Origin of the sequence: Rhodococcus sp. 5A-K4, from assembly GCF_046097995.1 — a bacterium.
GTDB classification, from domain to species: Bacteria; Actinomycetota; Actinomycetes; order Mycobacteriales; family Mycobacteriaceae; genus Rhodococcus_F; species Rhodococcus_F erythropolis.
The window spans coordinates 92,181-112,680 of record NZ_JBJURM010000015.1 but is presented as its reverse complement, the minus strand read 5'-3'; the positions used below and the strand labels follow the sequence as shown (position 1 = coordinate 112,680).

Sequence of the window (20,500 nt, the reverse complement as noted above, 5' to 3'; positions counted from 1 at the left end):
AAGCCTAACCTGATGTTCCGTTCGGGTGTTCTCCGGGTCAGGTGCCCTGCCACATCTGAAGCCATTCGCTCCAGGACGGGGGAGTGATCGATGGTTGAGGTGTTCCGCCACGAAGTCCGTCAAGCATGAAGTCGAGATAGCGCGTGTGTATTTCGGTGGCTCGATCGCCCTCGATCGGCAGAGTCGGCCGCAGATGCACTGTCATGAGCATGACGTCTGCAGCAGTGAAGCTGGGCGGGACTTCGTGAGCGTCGATGCAGACGTCGACCATGGATTGCAGTGCGTCCTCCAATTCTTCGGCGGCACGAGTGACTTCGGCGTGTTCGGGCAGTCTGCCGCCGAGGACCGGAATGAGCGGTCCCACCGATTCGGTGAGATATCGCGAGAAGAACGTCTTCAATACGGCTTCATCGGTTTTCGCGGTGCTCACGCACTCTCGGGCAAGGGTGGCGAGGTGATCGATCGCCCAGACGCGCAGGGATTGCGCCAGTTCCTCCTTGCCTCGGTATCGGCGATAGATGCTGCCGACGCCCACTCCGGCCCGTGCGGCAATCGCCGATACCGGTGCATTCCAACCCTGTTCGGCAAAAATCTCGCGCGCTGCTCGCAGCACGGTGACGTCGTTGTCTGCGGCTTCTCGGGCGCGTCCGGGGAGGCTCGCATTCTCTTTCGCCATTCCCACAGGCTAGCAATGCATGGTTTACTCAATCGGAACGGAGTGTTCCGTTCCGATTCGATTCATGATTGGAGGAAGGTGTCGATGACGACCTTGGCAGGGGCGCCCACGCGATCCGGGAGCCGGGTGATCGCAGCCCTGGCTGGAGCGGTACTCGTCTACTCGCTCATGCAGACCATGCTGGTGCCGGCGTTGCCGGTGTTGGGTGAGCATTTCGACACGTCCGTGGCGGTGACCGGGTGGATTCTTACGTCCTATCTGTTGGCGGCCGCGGTGATGGCTCCGATCGTCGGGGCAATGGGTGACCGGTTCGGCGACAAGCGAGTTCTGGTGATCGTTCTGATCATCTTTGCCATCGCCACATTCGCCGCCGCGGCAGCGCCGAACATCGGGGTGCTGCTCGTCGTTCGGGCCGTCCAGGGAGTGAGTATGGCGAGCTTCCCGCTCGCGATGGCAGTGCTGCGGAGAACGGTAGTGGGCCCCGAGTTGTCTTCGGGGATAGGTTGGCTCGCTGGGACTTTGGGAATCGGTGCCGGAAGTGCACTGGTGATCGGCGGTGTCATTCTCGAGTATCTCAGTTGGCAGTGGTTGTTCGTGATCACCGGGATCTTGATCGTGCTCGCATTGGTCGCGGTGGTGGCCGTGGTTCCGGGTTCGCATCGCCGGCCGGGTATGCCGACGGACTGGGCCGGTGCCGGAGCACTGGCGTTCGGGTTGGTGAGCCTGCTCCTGGCGATCACCAAAGCCTCCGACTGGGGAGTTCTGTCGCTGGGATTCTGGGGTCTGGTTGTGATCGCGTTCGTTTCGTTCGCGACACTGATTGCCGTCGATTCCCGCCACGACGCGCCGATTGTCGACATGCGAGTCTTTCGGGACAAGCCGATGATGATCACCAGCGCACTCACTCTGGTGTTCGGATTCGTGCCGTACATCTTCTACCTCTGCCTGCCGCGGATCCTCCAGGCGCCGGACACGTCCACGTACGGAAGCGGATTCACTGTCGTGCAGACCGGGTTGGCGCTCTTGCCTGCCGCTGTACTCGTCTTTCTCGGCGGGCGTTTGACGCCGGCTCTCGCGCGGCGATACGGGCCGCGAGTACCGGCGGTGACAGCGCTGGCACTCATGGCGACGGGCGCGATCGGACTTGCAATCTGGCCGAGTTCGGTGGTTGCGATCGTGCTGTTCTTCTCCCTCGTCGGGTTGGGGAACGGCGTGGGGTTCGCGGTCTGTGCTCTGTTGGTTGCTTCGATCGTGCCGCCATCGGAGATGGCAGCGGCCAGTGGTGTCAACAGCGTGATCAGGACCGTGGGATCGGCGGTGGGTGCGCCGGTAACCACAGCAGTCCTGGCGATCGGTATTTCCGGTGATTCGTTCGGAGCGGCGTTCGTGATGGGCGCAGTCATCAGCGTTGTCGCGTGTCTGCCGGCGTTTGCACTTCCGGTGACGAGGGCTGCACAAACGGCTTGAGTTATTGTAGGCTCCCCTAATCGAGACAGTGTGTAACTAAAGCAGGGAGAGAAGGATGCGGCAGCAGTGGGGCCTGCGAGCAACGGCACTCGCAGCGACAGCAACGGCCCTTGTCGGTTGCTCCTCGGGCGTCGATGACGCCGACGCAGCGGCACACGAGTCCTCTGCCGCGCCTGCGCCACAGAAGTTGCTCGCACTGGACGAGTTCGCAGCACTCAACGCGCTCACGCTCGGGGTCAAGCCCGATACGGTCTTTGCCACCCTGCAATCACAGGCGGCGAAGGAGATCTTGCAGAGCGAGGGCGTAGAGGTCATCGACAAACCGACGTTCTTCGAGTCACCCGACGTCGAACAGATCGCAGCAGTCGATCCTGACAGAATCCTGCTCAGTGACGTCGGGTCGCTGACGTCGATCACGGCTCAGGCCAACGAGATTGCCCCGACGACGGTGCTCGCCTATGCGGCGCCGTGGCGCGAAGTTCTGAATACCGCGGCGACTGCTCTGGGTCGAGAGTCCGAAGCTCGCGAAATCGTGTCGAGGCTCGAGACCAAATTTGCCGAAGTATCCGGAACGGTCGAGGCGCAACCGCAGACGTTGTCCGTGCTGGTGGGATTCTCCGGCGGCATCTACACCGTCATCCCACAGTCGCCGATGTCCTCGATCATCGAGGAAGCCGGTTTCAGGCGTCCACAAGCCGAACTCGACGCGAAGATCGGACCGAACACAGGTGTTGCCACGTCTTCGGTGTCGGGCGAGGAGGTCGGGCAGCACGCGGCGGACGCGATGGTCGTGACCTCGGGAAACATCTACGACGGCGCACTGGTACACGCAAATCCGTTGTTCAACGGGATCCCTGCGGTGCAGGCCGGGCGCACGGCAGACGTCAGCGGCGAACTCTGGTTCGGCAGTTATCCCTTCGCGGTCTACTGGATCCTCGAAGACCTCGAGGCACTTGCCGATCGCACACTCACCGGCGCGGAGCTCCAAGGACGCATCGCATCCGACGCCGACGCAGTTACCCGATGGAAGGCGTTCTCGAAATGACGACGACACAGGCCACGAAAGCAGACATTTCATCTGAAGAGGCCGACGTATCACAAGGAGCGGCGGCCGAAGCCTCGCAAGCCAAAGCTGAAGCGGCGGAGCACAAGAGCGCGCTTCGCGAACTCCTTGCTCCAGTGCGCACGCGGACCACCATCGCGATGGTGATGCAGGTGATCGCCGCGGTCGCCGCCATCGTGCCGTACGTGGCCATCGCCGAACTGGGTAAGACGCTGATCGTGGGCGGTGACGTCGACTCGTCCCGTGTCTGGACGATCGTGTGGGTGGTCGTCTTCGGTCTGGGTATGCGTGCGTTCTTCGGAGGCGGTGCGTTGATCGTGACGCACTTCGCCGATGTGAATCTGCAGGCGGTGCTGCGGCGTCGAATCGCAGTGACTCTCGGTCGACTTCCCCTGGGCTGGTTCACCTCCCACTCGTCCGGAACCGTGCGCAAAGCCGCGCAGAACGACATCTCCGATCTCCATTACCTGGTTGCGCACAGCGCCGTCGAGACCACCGGAGCCATCGCAGTGCCGCTCGTCGGACTCGGCTACGTGATCTCGATCGACTGGCGTCTGGGATTGGTCGCGATTGCCACGCTCCCGATCTACATGATCGCCTACGCGACGATGACCAAGGACATGGCCGTCAAGATGAGCCGGATGAATGAGGGCATCGCGGCCATCAGCAACACCATCGTCGAGTTCGTCACCGGTATCGCAGTGGTCAAGACCTTCGGTCAGGACAAGCAGACACACTCCCGGTACCGCGACGCCGCCAAGGCATTTGCACTCTCGTGCGAGGGCTGGGTTCGCCCGATGCTCCGGACCGAGGCGCTGGCCTCGATTGCATTGAGCGCACCGGTAGTGCTGGTGGTCAACCTTGGCCTCGGCTCGTGGTTCGTCCACTCCGGATGGGTGTCACCCATCGATGTGCTGACTAGTTCTCTTGTCGCGATGGTGATTCCGGTGTCGGTGACGACCATCGGTTTCGGTATGCAGGCTCGCCGAGAGGCAGCCGCCGCTGCGGCGCGACTGATTGCGCTGTTCTCGACCGAGGCGCTGCCGGAAACCGATCATCCGAAAAGTCCCGTGGGGAACGAAGTTCGATTCTCCGGAGTTTCTTTCGCCTACGACGACGGCGCCGACGTTCTGACCGACATCGATCTGACGCTGCCGGAGGGCACGGTGACGGCGTTGGTCGGACCTTCGGGTTCGGGTAAGTCGACGCTGGCAACGCTGGTTCCGAGGTTCCACGACGTGCGTGCCGGATCCGTGGCCATCGGTGGTGCCGACGTCAGGGACGTGGCGACCGACGAGCTGTACCGCCACGTCGGATTCGTTCTGCAGGACGTGCAGCTGGTCGAAGCGACCGTGCTCGACAACATTCGGCTTGCCCGACCGCAGGCGACTTCGGCCGAGGTGAAGGCCGCTGCCGCAGCCGCGCAGATCGACACCCGAATCGAAGCGCTCCCGAGAGGCTACGACTCGGTAGTCGGGGTCGACGCCAGATTCTCGGGTGGTGAAGCCCAAAGAGTCTCCATAGCGCGTGCGATTCTCGCGGACACTCCTGTTCTCGTGCTCGACGAAGCAACCGCTTTCGCCGATCCGGAGTCCGAAGCCGATATCCAGGAGGCGTTGTCGCGCTTGACGGTGGGGCGCACCGTGCTGGTGATCGCGCACCGGTTGGCTTCGATCGTGAGCGCCGATCAGATCGTGGTTCTCGATGCCGGACGGATCGTGGAGAAGGGCACACACGATCAGCTTGTGGCGAGTGGTTCAACCTATGCCCGGATGTGGGCGAGTCACAGTCGGGCCGACAGCATCGCTGGTACGTCTGACGCAGCAGGAAAGGCCAACTCATGATTCGCGACCTCTTCCGGATACTCGGCCCGCAGAATCAGGGCCGTTATCGCGAGTTCTTGGTGTGGGCAGTGTTGTACGGCGTGATGCAAGGTTTGGCAGTGGCGCTACTGGTCCCGGCGGTGCGGGCACTGTTCGATCAGGACTGGGGCAGTTTCCTTCGGTGGCTCGCCGCAATGGCCGTGTGCGCCGTGATCAGTTCGATTGCGCATTACCTGCAGGCGATGAAGGGATTCGAGTCGGCCCTCACGCTGCTGAGGACTATGCATCTGCGCCTGGGAGATCATCTCGTCACTCTGCCGCTCGGCTGGTTCGGTGCCGGCCGACTCGGCCAGGTATCGCAGGTTGCCAGCAAGGGCACCATCTCGGTGATGGGGGCGGCTGCGCACCTGATGACACCGATCATCTCCGGAATCGCCAGCCCGGCAACCATTGTCGTGTGCATGCTGTTCTTCGACTGGCGGCTCGGGTTGGCGCTGGTGGTCAGCGTTCCGATTCTGTTCGCGGCAGCCAGATTTGCCTCGACGATGACTGCCAAGGCCGACGATCGGGCACATGCCGCAGCCGTCGAATCGAACAATCGAGTGCTCGAATACGCTCGTTGCCAACCGGTCCTGCGTGCTTTCGGACGCACACACGGGGTGTACGAACCGCTCGACGACGCGATCGAAGCGCAACACACTGCGGGTCGTTCACAACTGTGGTTCGTGGTGATCGGGTCCGTGGTCAACGGGATCGCCCTGCAATTCGTCTTCTCTGCCGTGATCATCCTGGGTGCATTCCTCGCGCTCGGCGGCGACATCGACCCTGTCACGTTGATCGCGCTACTCGGCCTGACCGCACGGTTCATCCAGCCGCTGGGTGAGATCGGCGAGTTCGGCGGTGCAATCAGAATGGCACGCAACGAAATCCGTCGGATGTCCGAGATCCTCGAAGTGGAACCACTGGTCGAACCCGATACCAGCGGGCAGCCGACGGGGGAGACGGCCGTGCAGTTCGACGCCGTCGACTTCGGCTACGCGGACGGTGGGCAGGTGCTGCGGGACATCTCCTTCGAGGTGCCGCGGAAGTCGCTGACGGCGTTGGTCGGTCCGTCAGGGTCTGGCAAAACCACCGTCACCCGGCTGATCTCGCGCTTCTACGACGTCGACTCGGGGGTGGTGCGTGTCGACGGCGTCGATGTGCGGGACCTCACGAGTGCCGATCTGATGTCGCAACTGTCCTTGGTTTTCCAGGACGTGTACCTCTTCGACGACACGTTGATCGCGAACATTCGCCTCGGTCGTCCCGAAGCCACGGACGAGGAGGTCTTCGACGTGGCTCGGATCGCAGGCGTCGCGGAAATCGTCGAGCGACTTCCGCGGGGTTGGGACACCCGTGTCGGTGAGGGTGGGACGGCACTGTCCGGTGGAGAGCGGCAGCGGGTCTCCATCGCGCGCGCACTCCTCAAACGCGCACCTATCGTTCTGCTCGACGAGGCGACGGCCGCGCTCGATCCCGAGAACGAGGCCCATGTACAGCGTGCGATGCAGGAACTCGCCAGTGAAAGCACACTGCTCGTGATCGCTCACAAACTGTCTACCGTCGTGGCCGCAGACCAGATCATCGTGCTCGGTGACGACGGCTCGATCGTCGAAGTGGGAACCCACGAAGTTCTGCTCGCAGCCGGTGGGAACTACGCCGCGTTCTGGAACCAGCGCCACCGTGCGTCGGGATGGCGGTTGGTAGCGGGCTGAGCAGGTGGCAGGCTGAGCAGAATGCAAACCGGAAAGAAGACGGGGCGGCCGCCGACGTTGTCGACAGTGGACATCGTCGAGGCCGCCCTGGCTGGTGATCTGAGTGAATTGACCATGCCGAGTGTGGCAAAACGTCTGGGCGTCAGTCATTCCGCACTTTATCGCTACTTCGCGGACCGTGAAGCGCTGCTGCGGGCTTGCGCGGATCACGTTGTGCGTCAGACTGTATGGCCGGACACGGATCGTCCGTGGCGTGAGTTTCTGACGGATTTGTGCGACGTTCTGTGGTCCTCGTTCGAGCGCTATCCAGGTCTAGCCCAGGTCGGTCTCGCAGTTCCGGGCACGCCACCGGCGATAATCGAGATCGTGGAGAAACTGGTCGGTTCGTTGACTGCGCAGGGTTTCACACCACATGACGCGGTCCTGGCGGTGGACTTCATCTCCGAGGTGACCATGACGCAGTTCGCAATGATGGCGGCGATGGACAAGACCGTGAGCTCCGCGGATTCGCGTTCTGCGCGCCAGGCGTATCAGGAGAGTTGGAATGCGTCGGAGTCGTTGGTCGAGGGGATCGGCGACGAATCGACGTGGCACGGGCGAGGTTGGTTGGACGAGAAGATCACGATCATGCTCGACGGCCTGGAAAAGCGTGTCATCGGCTGACATTTCTACTAGCTTTGAGAGTAATGCCCGTTTCGGCGTGATACAGGCTAATGTGCACACATAGGACGGGTGGTTGCTGCACCGGGAGGCGGGGATCATGGATCTCGAAGCGATTGTTCTCATCCAAAGACTCAAGTACCGATACGCACGCGCCTTGGACACCAAATCGTGGGTCGAATTTGCCGACACTCTGACCGTCGACGCCACCGCGATCTACGGAGAACAACTCAGTTTCGATTCCCGAGATTCGTTCGTCTCCTTCCTCGAGAACACCCTCGGATCACACGTCATCACCGAACATCAGTGCGGGCAACCCGAGATCGACGTCGATGGAGACACCGCAACCGGGATCTGGTGCCTCGCGGACACTGTGGTGATCCCCGAAGACGGCATGCTTCTTCGTGGATCGGCCTTCTATCACGACAGATACACCCGCTGCAGCGACGGTGAATGGCGAATCTCCCACACGAGCTACGAGCGGACCTGGGAATCGGTGGTGGCGCTCGCCGACATGCCGAGTTTCCGATTGACGTCCAACAAGTGGGCGCTGCTGCAGCAACCGTCGTTCGGCGACTCGGTAGTTCGCAACGTCTCCTGAGGCCGCCCGCGATTAGAGTCGGCTCATGGTTGATGCAGATTTTTCGCTGCCTGACGTACGGACGTGGATTCGCGGTATCCCCGCGCTGACCGGAACTCCGCCGCCCGCGCCTGAACATTTTCCGGAAAAGCCGGGAGAGCTGTTCCTCGACTGGCTCCGTGCGGCCGTGGCCTTCGGCGTCGTCGAGCCACACGTGTGTGCGCTCGCGACCGTCGACAGTGACGGTATGCCCGATTCCCGCTTCCTCATCCTCAAGGACGTGACCGAGGGAGGGTTCTGGTTTTCGGGCTCAGCTGCTTCGCCGAAAGGCATTGAGCTGAAAGAAAATCCGCGAGGATCGCTCGCCTTCTACTGGCGTGAGACGGGCCAGCAGGTCCGGATTCGCGGGTTGGTTCGCGAGGGCGACGACGCACTTCGAAGCCGAGACTTCGTCGAACGCTCCGTCACTGCGAGGGCGGTGGCGACGGCAAGTAAGCAGAGCGAGGTGCTCGAAGACTTAGGGGCGTACGACACATCGGTGGCCGCTGCGGAAGCAAGAATCAGTGACGACCCGGGGTTCGTGTCGAAGGACTGGCGTGCGTGGTGCCTCGAGCCGGAGTCTGTCGAGTTCTGGCAGGCAGACTCCGGGCGTCGGCATCAGCGATGGTTGTACCGGCGCGGCTCGGACCGAGCATGGACACGAGCAGTGCTGTGGCCCTGAACAGCTGGGTCGAGCTCAGCTGGCGCTGATCTCCGGCGATACGAGGTTGACGACGATCGACTGTCCACCGAGCTTGGCGTGGATTTCGGGATGTTCGAACCCCGAGGACAACAGGTAGCTGCCGAGCATCGTGAGCAACTCGTCCAGATCCATCGTGGGATCGGAGGAATGCGTGCTCGAGGGTGAGGCCTGATTCGCGATGAGTTCGGTGTGGGTGAGTCGACCGGCCACTCGAACGGCGGCTACGCCCATCGCGTCGCGCCGTACGACGGTGCGACTCCGAGTCTCGAGTGTCCTCGATGATTCGCGTGTTGAAGCTGGCACTGAAAGGTCCTCTCCGCTGCTGTGTGCGGCCGTGGTTCGGGCAGGAAGCGGAAACGTGAATGCATCTGATTGCTTGGGTGCGGTCGACAGAAAATCCGCTGTGGCGGTGGCACTGCTGGAACCGTTGCTCGTGGAAAGGTTGCTCGCAGAACCGTTACCCGTGGAAAGGTTGCTCGCAGAACCATTACTCGCGGAACTACTGGCTCTCGATCCGTTGCCGGAACCGTTGGCGCCCGTTATTCCGTGAGAATTCTTGTCTTCCATTGTTTCGCTCCTGATGCCCGTAAACAGACCGCTGGTTTGCTTAATCGACGCAAACATACCAGGAGTTCGTTTACGGTCATACCCCTTGTGGAGTCCGGCGCTGAATACGTAGCCACATCGCAAAGCCCCACAATACGAAGAATGCGTAGACCAGATAGAGGATTGCCGACGGGTAGTACCCGGCCCGGAATAGAAGGGGAACGCCGACAGCGTCGACGCCGATCCAGATGAGCCAGAACTCGGTCCAGCCGCGTGCCATCCCGTACGTCGCGAGGATCGAGCCGGTGAAGATCCAGGCCTCCGCCCACGCTCCGTACGAGCCGAGAAGGTCGAATATCCAGGCGAAAGCGATTGTGCCGCTTGCCATGACGGCGATCATGGCGACTCGCTCGCGAGTTGTCGCCCAGTGGGGCAGGACTGCGCGACCGGAGTCACGTGCCCCACGTCGCCACTGGGTCCACCCGTAGACGCTGACGGTGATGAACAACAACTGACGGCCGGCCTGGCCGTAGAGATTGAGCTCTTGCGGCGTGTGGAAAAGTGCGCCCATGAAGACCGTGAACAACAAGGCATTTCCGGCTATACCGACAGGCCACGCCCATACCGAGCGTCGCGCGCCCGCGATCGCGGAGCCTATTCCGAACGCGTTTCCGATGATCTCTCGCCAGAGAATCGTGGCGCTGCCGATGTGCAGTTCAGCGTCGAACAGCGCCTCGATCAGGCTCATCAGTCCGCAGCAGCGACGAGGGGTTCGAGCGTCAGATCCGGGAGTTCCTTCTGGATGTACTGCAGGCGCCACTTGTCACTGACAAGGGCGAGCAGGACACCGTCGGATCGGGTGAAGACCTCCACACCGCGCTGACGGTTCAGTTCGACCTCGGATGCGGCGTCGGTACGGCGGGCCAATGCGTAGCCGAGTGGTTCCATCTTGGCCTCGACGTTGAACTCGGCCTTCATGCGCGCTGCGACGACCTCGAACTGCATCGGGCCGACAGCAGCCATGACGGGGGAGGCGTCGCCGCGGATGTCGTTGCGGAGAATCTGGACGACGCCCTCGGAATCGAGTTGATCGACTGCACGGCGGAACTGCTTGTACTTGCCGGCGCTTTCGGCGCGCAGGATCGAGAAGTGTTCCGGCGCGAACGACGGGATCGGCGGGAACTCCACCTTCTTCTCGGTGTACAGCGTGTGGCCGGGTGCGAGTGCGGTGGCGTTGACGAGGCCGACGACGTCGCCGGGGAACGCGGATTCGACGGTGGAACGTTCACGGCCGAATACCGTCTGCGCGTACTTGGTCGTGAAGGGCTTGCCGGTTTGAGCGTGTGTGACAACCATGCCGCGCTCGAACACGCCGGAGACGATGCGCATGAACGCCAGACGGTCACGGTGCGCGGTGTCCATACCGGCCTGCACCTTGAAGACGACCGCACTGAACGGATCGGTGACCTCGCGCGGCTTGCCGCTGAGGTCTTCGCGGCCCCGCGGCGGCGGCGCCAATTCGACGAGAGTGTCGAGGATCTGGCGGACACCGAAGTTGAGCATCGCGGACGCGAAGATCACCGGGGACGTCTGACCGGCGAGGAACATCTCCTGATCGTGGTCCTGGCCGGTAGCGGAGAGCAGTTCACTCTCCTCGGCCGCGGTCTCCCACTCGGAGCCTTCCTTGGCGAGCGCCGCGTCGGCGTCCATGACCTCTTCGGGGGCGATCTTCGCGCCGCCTGCGGTACGGGTGAAGCGGACGTACTCGCGAGCCTCACCGTCTTCGCCGCGCCGCAACAGTCCTCGGAAGTCGCCGGCGATGCCGACGGGCCAGTACAGGGGAGTGGGCGTGAGGCCGATGCGTTCGCTGATCTCGTCGAGCAGTTCGAGAGGAGTCTGGCCGGGACGGTCCCACTTGTTGATGACCGTGATGACCGGAATGCCGCGGTGACGGCACACCTGGAACAACTTGAGCGTCTGCGGTTCGAGGCCCTTGGCAGCGTCGATGAGCATGACGGCTGCGTCGACGGCGGTCAGGACGCGGTACGTGTCCTCGGAGAAGTCGGAGTGACCGGGGGTGTCGACGAGGTTGATGACGTTGATCTGCTCGTCCGGGGTCTCGGACGAGTGGTAGTTGAACTGCAGTGCGGTGGAACTGACGGAAATGCCGCGGGCCTTCTCCATCTCCATCCAGTCCGAGACCGTCGACTTGCGGCCGGCCTTGCCGTGGACGGCACCTGCCTCGGAGATCTTCTTCGCGTGCAGTGCCAGCGCTTCGGTGAGTGTCGACTTACCGGCGTCAGGATGCGAGATGACGGCGAAGGTGCGGCGACGCTCCGCCTCGGCGGACAAGCCCTTGGTCGTCGTCGTGACCGCGACCGACCCGCTCTCGGTTGAATCGGGGCCTTCGGTGTCGGACTGGACAGTCGAGTCGGAAGGGACGGTCGAGTCGGACGGGGTAGTCAACGAAGAACCTCTCGAAGTGGGCGTCGGTGCCGGCGACGTGCCGGTGCGCGGACAGGTGGAGAGTGCGGCAGCACAACAGAGAAAGGATACTCGCAGACCACGAGGCAGTAGCCACTGCGGCGTAACACTCGGCGAAGGATCGCTGATTATCAATGTATGTGTGTGTTCGAACACACAGCCATTTGTGTCCTGCGAAGAGTTGCACTGAATCGAAGAGTGACACTGACCGAGGAGTTGCGTTGAGCAAGTTCACCGAAGAGATGTACGCGACCGCCGCAGTCACCGACCGCGGCCTGGTGACGGGAGAGCCCGACAACGCTTTCCGTCAGACCTGGGGCGACATCCACCAGGAAGCTCGGCGCATGGCCGGTGGCCTGGCCGAGGTCGGCATCGATCGCGGCGTCGCGATCGGCATTCTCGCCGGACAGCCCGTCGACATCGCGCCTGCCTGCCAGGCGACGTGGATGCGCGGTGCGTCGGTGACGATGCTGCATCAGCCGACCCCCCGAACGGATCTGGGCGTCTGGGCTCAGGACACCGAGACGGTGATCGACATGATCTCCGCAAAAGCCGTCATTCTGGGTGCACCATTCGACGCGGCCAAGCCGCTCCTAGAAGAGCGAGGCATCACCGTCGTGACGGTGGACGAGCTTCGTGGCGGAACGTCGATCGATCCCGTGGAGACGGCTGAATCGGATATCGCACTCCAACAGTTGACGTCAGGTTCCACCGGTTCGCCCAAGGCCGTGCAGATCACGCACGAGAACTTCTACACAAATGCGTACGCGATGATCAACCGCATCAAGTTCTCCATCGAGGACGACGTGATGGTGAGCTGGCTTCCGCTCTTCCACGACATGGGCATGGTCGGCTTCCTCACGGTTCCGATGCAGGTGGGCGCCGAGGTCATCAGCATCACGCCGATGGATTTCCTGCGCACCCCGGTGCTGTGGGCGGAACTCATGGGCAAGTACGGCGGAACTGTCACCGCCGCACCGAACTTCGCGTATTCGCTCTTGGCTCGTCGACTCGCACAGGCAGAAGACGGGGCAGTCGACCTGTCCAGCGTCCGATACATGTGGAACGGCGCCGAACCGGTGGATCCCGACACGATGGATGCCCTCGCCGAGGCCGGTGCGCGTTTCGGTTTGAACCCGACCGCGCTCGCTCCCGTGTACGGAATGGCGGAAACCACGCTCGCCGTGTCGATTCCGGATCCCGATCAAGGTCAGGTCCTCGACTACGTCGATCCCGACTTCCTCGAGTCGATGTCTCGGGCGGTGCCGTCCAATCGCCCCAACGCTCGTGCCCTCGCCACACTCGGAAAGATGGTGCCTGACCTCGAGGGACGCATCGTCGACCGCGACGGCCAGGTGCTTCCGGCCCGCGGCGTCGGAATCATCGAGGTTCGCGGCAAGGCAGTGACCCCTGGTTACGTCACGGTGGAAGGTCACAAGCCGGCGCATGACTCCGACGGTTGGCTCGATACCGGTGACGTCGGGTACTTCACCGAAGAAGGACTGGTCGTGGTATGCGGGCGAGTCAAGGACGTCATCATCATGGGCGGCCGGAACGTGTACCCCACAGACATCGAACGGGCGGCCGGAAGCGTTGCCGGTGTGCGCCCGGGAAATGCCGTCGCAATCCGTCTCGATGCCGGCCAGAAGCGTGAGAGCTTTGCGGTCGCCGTCGAGACCAACGCTTTCGAAGATCCGGAAGAGGTCAAGCGCATCGAGCGCGAAGTGGTCCACGCCGTGGTTGCCGACGTCGGTGTCCGACCTCGCGCCGTTGCGGTTCTGGGCCCCGGCAGTATTCCGAAGACGTCGTCGGGAAAGCTCCGCCGCGCCAATTCGGCTGCCCTGCTGGGTAACTGACTGTCAGTGCAAGCGGTTCTGTGCGGCTTCGAGCCCGAGTTCGAGCAGTAGCTCGACTGCATCCGCAGCTTCTTCGCACACGAGATCGAGTTCTTTTCGCTCCGTGGACGAGAACGGCTTGAGAACGTAGTCCGCCGGGTCCATGCGGCCCGGCGGGCGACCGATCCCGACGCGCGTGCGCAGGTAGTCCTTGGTGGTCAACGAACTCGAAATGGACCGCAGACCGTTGTGTCCGCCTTCGCCGCCGCCGAGTTTGAGTCTGATGGTCCCGAAATCGAGATCCAGTTCGTCGTGGACGACGATGATGTTCGCGGCATCGACCGAGAAGAATCGCGCGAGACCGGCGACCGCGCCACCCGAGAGATTCATGTACGAGCGTGGTTTTCCGAGAATCACGCGTCGTCCGGCGAGGCGACCTTCGACGATTTCGGCGCCACTCTTCTTGTGTACGTTGAACTTTCCGCCCATGCGCCCGGCAAGGGTGCCGGCGACCATGAAGCCGACGTTGTGCCGGGTCTTCTCGTACTGCGGGCCGGGATTACCCAGGCCGATGACGAGGGCGGTATCTGTGCTCAACGGACGCTACTTTCTGGCTTGTTTTTCCTGCTACGCACGAACGGCGCGTCACTCCGAATCGGAATGACGCGCCGCGCAGTGAGTTCTGTTGGAACCGAGAGGATCAGGCCTCTTCTGCAGCCTCGTCGGCGGCGGGAGCTTCTGCGCCCTCTTCGAGGTCAGCCTCGGTCGGTGCAGCAACGACGTTGACGATCAGGGTGTCGGCGTCAGCCTGCAGGACGGAGCCGGCGGGCAGTTCGAGCTGGCTTGCCAGGATCTGGGTGCCGATTTCGAGGCCCTCGACCGAGACCTCGATCTGCTCGGGGATGTGGAGGGCGTCTGCCTCGATGGAGATGGTCGATGCATCCTGCGCGACCATGGTGCCTGCAGCAGCGTCACCGACGACTACGACGTGAACGTCGATGGTGACCTTCTCGCCCTTCTTGATGACGAGGAGGTCAGCGTGCTCGATGTAGCTGCGGATGGGGTGCACGACGACCGACTTGGTCAGTGCAACCTGCTCCGTGCCCTCGATGTCGAGGGTGAGGATGGCGTTGGTGCCCTGTGCGCGGAGGATGCGAGCGAAGTCGCGAGCCGGCACGTTGAGGTGGCGGGGATCTTCGCCGTGGCCGTACAGAACCGTGGGGACCTGGCCGTCGCGACGTGCGCGGCGAGCTGCGCCCTTGCCGAATTCGGTGCGGACGACGGCGACGAGGTTGTTTTCTTCAGACATGATGAAACGGCTCCTACAACTCACGGGGTTCGTGCTCGGTTTACTGACGTGTGGTTTTGCCTGCGGCAAGGCGGACAGGCGCGCACACGGCCAGGAGCGAAACGCTCGAGCTGAGCCGTAGCCGCGTCGATCACGGTAAACCTGCAACGTGTGGAACTGCTGCGATTCACCCTCGCCGAGACAACTTTGGATACGTTACCGGAGTTTGCTCCCCGCCGCTAATCGCAGGTGGTGGGGCCCTGGCCGTGTGGACGTGGTTCGCGTCACATCGAAAGCGGTAGCCTGACGGAGTGACCACCGTGGGGAGCGCTCCCGAAGGCAGTCGGCTCGGTGCCGTCGTGCCGGGTACCGACCTGTCGCAGCATGCGCGCCTACTGAGCCGGGTGCACGACGCAGTTCTCTCGGGGCAGGAACCACCGGCGCAGCCGCGGACCGTCGTGGCGCGATCGTGGTCGCGGGTGGCCGCGGGTGGGCTCGCGCCCGATCATTGCGGCGCGTCCGCTGTCGCCGATTTCTCCGAGCTGGAGTCGAGGCGTTCGCGTACCGCGCTGCGCAGCGTTCTGCCCGAACTGCGAACCACGCTCACCGAGGTCGCCGAGGACGCGGGCTTCATCGTGGTCGTTGCCGACGCCGACGGTGTCCTGCTCTGGCGCGAAGGGGCGAAGACCGTCAAACGTGCGGCGGACGCACTCGGGTTCGCCGAAGGCGCGCGCTGGTCGGAGCAGTCGGTGGGTACCAACGCGATCGGTACCGCGCTGATCGAAGATTCTGCGGTGCAACTCTTCTCGGCCGAGCACTATGCGCCGACGCATCACAATTGGTCATGTACCGGCTCGCCTGTGCACGACCCCCGGACAGGCGAGATCCTGGGTGTGGTGGACATCAGTGGGTCCGCAGCCTCGGTGCATCCCACCACTGTCGCGCTGGTTCGCACCGCGGTTCGCCTCGCGGAGGCGACGCTGTGGCGCGAGCATGCAGCTCAGCTCGATCGCCTGCGCTCGCGGGCGGCGCCATTGTTCGCGGCGGGCACGGGTCCGGCATTGGTGGTCGACGAGTTCGGCTGGGTGGCCGGCGCCAGCGGGATTGCCGCGCCTGACCGGGTGGCGGCACCCAGTGCGGGAAAGCCCGTCATCGTGCCAGGTCTCGGGATGTGTCTGCCTGAGCCGCTCGGTGACGGCTGGCTGTTGCGCACCGGCGTCGGCGGGCCGGTGATCGAGCTCGAGCTGTCCCTCGGTGCATCGCCGCAGGTGACGGTGCGTGGTGATGCAAACTGGACGCGCGCGCTTTCGCCGCGTCACGCTCAGATCTTGCGTGCGCTGGCAGCTGTGGGATCGGCTGGCGTGGATGCCGCAGGCCTGAGCGAAGTGCTCTTCGGTGATCGCGAGCATGTGGTGGCAGTGCGCGCCGAGGTGTCCAGATTGAGGAAACACCTCGGCGCGGTTCTGCAGACTCAGCCGTACCGCTTTGCCGACGGCGTGCGGGTTGTGGTGACCTAGCGCGCTGCGCTGATTCCGGCACGACGTCCGAAGAAGCTGCCGTCGCCGAGACTGGTTCCGCTGGCGTAACCACCTGCGCAGACACCGGACGTGCAACGGCCTGCCGCGAACAGTCCGGGGATCGGCGCACCCGAGACGTGCAGAACCTCGGAATCGACGGTTGTCTTCAATCCTCCCAGCGTGAATCCGCCTGTGCGGCCACGTAGATCGATTGCCGCGAACGGGCCGACGATCGGCTTGACCCACTCGGACTTCTTGCCGAGCACCGGGTCGGACCCTTCAGCCGCGTGACGGTTGTAGAGGTCGACAGTCGATTGCAGCGATCCGGCGGGAAGCCCCATCTCGGCTTCGAGTTCCTCGACGGTTTCCGCCACCCAGGTCGGCTGCGCCCGCAACTGCGCACTGGACGATTCGGCATTCATGCCTTCGTCATACGCAGCTTCGTCGATCACGAGGAATGCCTGGTTGTCCTGCTGGAACTGTGTTGCCTGTCCGATGCGGCCCGGGTAGGTGTCTTCGGGGATGTATCGCTGACCACGGCCGTTGACAAGAATGCCGCGCACCATCAACTGTGGGTCGCAGAAGAACGCGACCTCGGTGGCGTCCATGTGTGCGGTGTCGGCGCCCAGGGCCTGACCGATCTGGATTGCGCGGCCGTCGTGCGCTTCGATCGAGGCCGCCGGGTGGCCGAAGATACGCGGTGCGTTCGAGCGCACCATCTCGTTGTTGTACGCGAAACTGCCCATCGCAAGCACGACGCCTTTGCGGGCACGAATCGCGACGTCCTTGCCGTAGCGCTTCGCGACAACTCCCACGACCCGATCGCCGTCGACCACCAAAGTCTGGACACGCAGATCGTATTCTGCACGGACACCGAGCTTTTCGGCCGTCTCGACGAGTGGCTTCATCAGCATGTAGCCGCCGCCCTGCTCGCCGGTCTTCTTCTCGCTCATCTGCGGGACGTGTCCGCGGGGCGCGGGATCGACGAGCGCGTTGAACGGTGCGGCGTTCTCGCCGCCCGAGTACATGAGGCCGTCGTCGTACGGCGGTTCCCAGCCGGGCTGACCCCAGAACGATTCCTTGAACGGGACCCCGGCGTCGACGAGCCAGTTGTAGTGATCGACGCTGCCCTCGCAGTACGCGTCGATCTTCGTGTCGTCGGTTCCGGGGCCGAGCGCTGCCTTCATGAACGTCTTCATGTTCTCGACCGAGTCCTCGAACCCACACGCCTTCTGCAACGGCGTTCCACCGCCCAGGTAGATGAATCCACCAGCCAGTGACGCGGCTCCGCCCCAACCGCCCGTCCGCTCCAGGACGAGCACCTCGGCGCCCGCACGCGCTGCTTCGATCGCAGCGGTGACGCCGGCGATGCCGTATCCCGCGACGACGACGTCGGCCTCGTAGTCCCAGGTGGTGATGTCTGCAGCGGAGATCGGTCTGACGGTCGGGTCGGCCATGCGAAGCGTCCTTTCGGAAGACGAAACTACTGATCGCCACACAGTTGCAGTTTCGACTTCCGCGGATCAGGCGTGGTCCCGGTCAACGGGAGGTTTGTAATCTCCTGACCGCGCCCAGGAATGCGTCCAGGTCCGTTTCGTCGACGAAGTAGTGCGGCGATGCGCGAACCACGGCGTCGAGCCCGCGTGCATCCATGTCGAGGAGCGTGGACCCGCGACCGCTGACGGTGACGGTGATGTTCTGTGCTGCAAGCTGATCCCGCACGAGGTGCTCGGAAATACCTTCGACGGTGAAGGAAACGATGCCGCTCAGCTGGGTTCCTCGATCGTGGACGTCGACTCCGGGAATCGATGCCAGCCCTTGCCGCAGCGCGACTGCTCTGGATTCGATCTGTGCCCACACCGTGTCGGTGCCGATCGAGAGCAGATAATCGGCGGCGACGCCAAGACCCAGGCGCGCAGCGACACTCGTCTCCCAGAGTTCGAATCGTGTTGCGTCCGGTGCGGGGACGAAGCTGTTCTCGCTCGTCCATTCCGCTCCGTGCAGGTCCATCGCAGCAGGTTCGAGCGCGTCGACGAGTCCGGGGCGGACGTACAGGAATCCGGTTCCGCGTGGCCCGCGGAGCCACTTGCGACCGGTGGCGCTGAGGGCGTCGATGCCGAGTTCGGTGACGTCGATGGGCAACTGGCCGAAGGACTGGCACGCGTCGAGCAGAACGAGAGAGCCATGGGCTCTGGCCAATTCGACGACCTCACGGACGGGGTTGATCAGGCCGCCGTTGGTGGGGACGTGGACGACGGAGACGAGGCGAACCCGATCGTCGAGCATGTTCTCGAGTGCGTCGAGGTCGATGCGTCCGTACTGATCGCTCGGGATGATCTCGACGTGGGCGCCGGTCGAACGCGCCCGCCCCAGCGCGGCGATGGCGTTGCTCGCGTATTCGACTCCGCTGATGAGGATTCGATCACCAGGTCCGAGCGAAACCGAGGCGAAGAAGTCGTTCCACGCGCGGGTCGCGCTGTCCGTCAACGCGATATCGGTTGCCTGAGCGCCGATGACCCGGGCCAGCGAATGCGGAACAGCAGCCAGGGCGCCGCTCTGACGAGCAGCTGCGACGTATCCGCCGACGTCGGCTTCACGTCGCAGGTGCTCGATCATCGTGGTCAGCACCGGCTCGGGCGGGAGCGAGGATCCCGCGCTGTCGAGGAACACCTTGTCGAGGCATCCGGGAGTGTCGCGGCGGATCGTGTCGAGATCGAACATGGCACCTTCCGTTCATGTCGGTGTGGTTCAAACTACCTGTGAACGAAGCTGTCCCGATGGAGCGAAGGCTGGGCACGGTCGATGCCGTGGTGATCGGCCTCGGCGCGATGATCGGCGCCGGAGTCTTCGTAGTGTTCGCGCCCGCTGCCGCGGTAGCCGGTACCGGGTTGCTTGTGGGCCTGGCGATTGCAGCGTTCATCGCATTCTGCAACGCGACGTCGTCGGCGCAGCTTGCGGCCAGATACCCCACGTCAGGTGGGACCTACGTCTACGGACGTGAGCAGCTCGGACCATGGTGGGGGTTTGCCGCAGGCTGGTCGTTCGTGATCGGGAAGACCGCGAGTTGCGCGGCAATGGCCCTGACTTTCGCGACGTATGTTGCGCCTACCGCCTGGCGTGTTCCCGTCGCGGTATTGGTGGTGGCGGCGCTGGTTGCAGTCAACTACCGCGGAGTGACGCGGACGGCGCACATGGCCAGGGTGATCGTCGCAGTGTCGGCGACAGCACTGTGCGTAGCGCTGCTGGTTGCCGTCGTCGGTCCTGGTGCAGTGCGCGAGCTCCCGGATCTCGCGTTCGGGTCGTGGTACGGAATCCTGCAATCGGCGGGGCTGCTGTTCTTCGCCTTCGCCGGCTACGCCAGGATCGCGACGCTGGGGGAGGAAGTGCGCGATCCGCGCCGCACGATTCCGCGGGCGATCCTGATTGCTCTCACCGTCGCCGTCATCCTCTATGCACTGGTAGCAGTGGTGCTGTTGGTGACGTTGGGACCTGATCGGCTGGCGAACTCGGCACGGCCCTTGGCCGATGCAGTGGGCGCGACCGGGTGGAACTGGGCAGTTCCCGTAGTGGTGATCGGTGCTGCGGCGGCGTCGGCGGGGGCGCTGCTGGCTCTGATCGCGGGGGTGAGCCGTACGGCGATGGCGATGGCACGCGAGCGTGATCTGCCGGTTGCCCTGTCAGCCGTCCACCCACGGTTCGAGGTACCTCACCATGCGGAACTTGTGGTCGGTGCTGTCGTGATCGTTTTGGTGTCGACAACCGATCTTCGTGGGGTGATCGGCTTTTCGTCGTTCGGAGTGCTGCTCTACTACCTCGTCGCGAACGTGAGTGCGTACAGCCAGCGCGGGGTGGACCGGATGTATCCGAAGTGGCTGCAAGCGGTCGGCGCGGCTGGTTGTGTCGTTCTGGTGGTCACACTTCCGTGGATTGCGGTTGTTTTCGGGGTAGGTGTTGTTCTGGCCGGTTGTGGGTACCGGTGGATACGACTGAAGAAATTCAACGACACGTAACACCACAAAGGGTGCATCTCGGACGTTGGCGTTCTATCGTCGGTAGCGACCGCGA

Annotated in this window: 19 protein-coding genes; 11 read left to right on the top strand and 8 right to left on the bottom strand. The window is 63.4% G+C overall.

Features of this window, described 5'->3' with window-relative positions:
• Nucleotides 1-37: 37 nt before the first annotated feature.
• Entirely contained in the window at nt 38-676 is a 639-nt protein-coding gene (locus ACKAMS_RS20060; RefSeq protein WP_308370981.1) for a helix-turn-helix domain-containing protein, read from the bottom strand.
• 84 nt (nt 677-760) lie between these two features.
• Here ACKAMS_RS20060 and ACKAMS_RS20055 point away from each other — a divergent pair, with 84 nt between their 5' ends.
• From ACKAMS_RS20055 to ACKAMS_RS20025, 7 genes are all read left to right on the top strand, one after another.
• Nucleotides 761-2,143, top strand: a complete 1,383-nt coding sequence (locus ACKAMS_RS20055) for an MFS transporter (protein ID WP_408989429.1) — start codon at nt 761-763, stop codon at nt 2,141-2,143.
• Between the two features lie 55 nt (nt 2,144-2,198).
• Entirely contained in the window at nt 2,199-3,188 is a 990-nt protein-coding gene (locus ACKAMS_RS20050; protein WP_020908588.1) for an ABC transporter substrate-binding protein, read from the top strand.
• A complete protein-coding gene (locus ACKAMS_RS20045; RefSeq protein WP_408989428.1) occupies nt 3,185-5,050 on the top strand; it encodes an ABC transporter ATP-binding protein in 1,866 nt (621 codons plus the stop codon). Before ACKAMS_RS20050 ends, ACKAMS_RS20045 begins: the two co-directional genes overlap by 4 nt.
• Nucleotides 5,047-6,783 carry an ABC transporter ATP-binding protein gene (locus tag ACKAMS_RS20040; RefSeq protein WP_408989427.1) on the top strand — a complete coding sequence of 579 codons (1,737 nt, stop codon included), beginning with the start codon at nt 5,047-5,049 and terminating at the stop codon, nt 6,781-6,783. The genes ACKAMS_RS20045 and ACKAMS_RS20040 overlap by 4 nt, the downstream gene beginning before the upstream one ends.
• A gap of 21 nt (nt 6,784-6,804) precedes the next feature.
• Nucleotides 6,805-7,446, top strand: coding sequence for a TetR/AcrR family transcriptional regulator (locus ACKAMS_RS20035; protein WP_019744674.1), 642 nt, complete (start codon nt 6,805-6,807; stop codon nt 7,444-7,446).
• Between the two features lie 97 nt (nt 7,447-7,543).
• Nucleotides 7,544-8,044: a nuclear transport factor 2 family protein gene (locus ACKAMS_RS20030; RefSeq protein ID WP_020970307.1), complete on the top strand. Its 501-nt coding sequence runs from the start codon at nt 7,544-7,546 to the stop codon at nt 8,042-8,044.
• Nucleotides 8,045-8,069: 25 nt separating this feature from the next.
• Complete coding sequence (locus ACKAMS_RS20025) at nt 8,070-8,744, top strand: pyridoxal 5'-phosphate synthase (protein ID WP_408989426.1); 675 nt, start codon at nt 8,070-8,072, stop codon at nt 8,742-8,744.
• Nucleotides 8,745-8,759: 15 nt separating this feature from the next.
• On the opposite strand, the gene ACKAMS_RS20020 is transcribed toward ACKAMS_RS20025, so the two are convergent.
• On the bottom strand, nt 8,760-9,068 hold the full coding sequence (locus tag ACKAMS_RS20020) for a hypothetical protein (RefSeq protein ID WP_283301934.1): 309 nt from the start codon (nt 9,066-9,068) through the stop codon (nt 8,760-8,762).
• A 55-nt stretch (nt 9,069-9,123) separates the two neighbouring features.
• Between ACKAMS_RS20020 and ACKAMS_RS20015 the strand changes: the two genes are divergently transcribed.
• On the top strand, nt 9,124-9,315 hold the full coding sequence (locus tag ACKAMS_RS20015; RefSeq protein WP_306490524.1) for a hypothetical protein: 192 nt from the start codon (nt 9,124-9,126) through the stop codon (nt 9,313-9,315).
• 93 nt (nt 9,316-9,408) lie between these two features.
• Here the strand turns inward: ACKAMS_RS20015 and pnuC are convergent, their stop codons facing one another.
• Together pnuC and ACKAMS_RS20005 are read right to left on the bottom strand one after the other, a co-directional pair.
• Nucleotides 9,409-10,059 carry a nicotinamide riboside transporter PnuC gene (pnuC, locus tag ACKAMS_RS20010; protein WP_019744670.1) on the bottom strand — a complete coding sequence of 217 codons (651 nt, stop codon included), beginning with the start codon at nt 10,057-10,059 and terminating at the stop codon, nt 9,409-9,411.
• Nucleotides 10,059-11,663 carry a peptide chain release factor 3 gene (locus ACKAMS_RS20005; protein ID WP_135000451.1) on the bottom strand — a complete coding sequence of 535 codons (1,605 nt, stop codon included), beginning with the start codon at nt 11,661-11,663 and terminating at the stop codon, nt 10,059-10,061. The genes pnuC and ACKAMS_RS20005 overlap by 1 nt, the downstream gene beginning before the upstream one ends.
• A gap of 353 nt (nt 11,664-12,016) precedes the next feature.
• Here ACKAMS_RS20005 and ACKAMS_RS20000 point away from each other — a divergent pair, with 353 nt between their 5' ends.
• On the top strand, nt 12,017-13,651 hold the full coding sequence (locus ACKAMS_RS20000) for a fatty acyl-AMP ligase (protein ID WP_408989425.1): 1,635 nt from the start codon (nt 12,017-12,019) through the stop codon (nt 13,649-13,651).
• A gap of 3 nt (nt 13,652-13,654) precedes the next feature.
• Here the strand turns inward: ACKAMS_RS20000 and pth are convergent, their stop codons facing one another.
• Together pth and ACKAMS_RS19990 are read right to left on the bottom strand one after the other, a co-directional pair.
• Nucleotides 13,655-14,227, bottom strand: coding sequence for an aminoacyl-tRNA hydrolase (gene pth, locus ACKAMS_RS19995; RefSeq protein WP_003946229.1), 573 nt, complete (start codon nt 14,225-14,227; stop codon nt 13,655-13,657).
• Between the two features lie 103 nt (nt 14,228-14,330).
• The gene (locus tag ACKAMS_RS19990; protein WP_020908579.1) at nt 14,331-14,939 is read right to left on the bottom strand and encodes a 50S ribosomal protein L25/general stress protein Ctc; all 609 of its coding nucleotides are present in this window, start codon (nt 14,937-14,939) and stop codon (nt 14,331-14,333) included.
• 290 nt (nt 14,940-15,229) lie between these two features.
• Here ACKAMS_RS19990 and ACKAMS_RS19985 point away from each other — a divergent pair, with 290 nt between their 5' ends.
• The gene (locus ACKAMS_RS19985) at nt 15,230-16,435 is read left to right on the top strand and encodes a GAF domain-containing protein (RefSeq protein WP_019744666.1); all 1,206 of its coding nucleotides are present in this window, start codon (nt 15,230-15,232) and stop codon (nt 16,433-16,435) included.
• Here ACKAMS_RS19985 and ACKAMS_RS19980 read toward each other — a convergent pair.
• Complete coding sequence (locus tag ACKAMS_RS19980; RefSeq protein ID WP_408989424.1) at nt 16,432-17,892, bottom strand: FAD-dependent oxidoreductase; 1,461 nt, start codon at nt 17,890-17,892, stop codon at nt 16,432-16,434. The genes ACKAMS_RS19985 and ACKAMS_RS19980 overlap by 4 nt on opposite strands.
• A gap of 82 nt (nt 17,893-17,974) precedes the next feature.
• On the bottom strand, nt 17,975-19,156 hold the full coding sequence (locus tag ACKAMS_RS19975) for an aminotransferase class V-fold PLP-dependent enzyme (protein WP_195790641.1): 1,182 nt from the start codon (nt 19,154-19,156) through the stop codon (nt 17,975-17,977).
• Between the two features lie 14 nt (nt 19,157-19,170).
• Here ACKAMS_RS19975 and ACKAMS_RS19970 point away from each other — a divergent pair, with 14 nt between their 5' ends.
• A complete protein-coding gene (locus ACKAMS_RS19970) occupies nt 19,171-20,445 on the top strand; it encodes an APC family permease (protein ID WP_021332722.1) in 1,275 nt (424 codons plus the stop codon).
• The last annotated feature ends 55 nt before the right edge of the window (nt 20,446-20,500 follow it).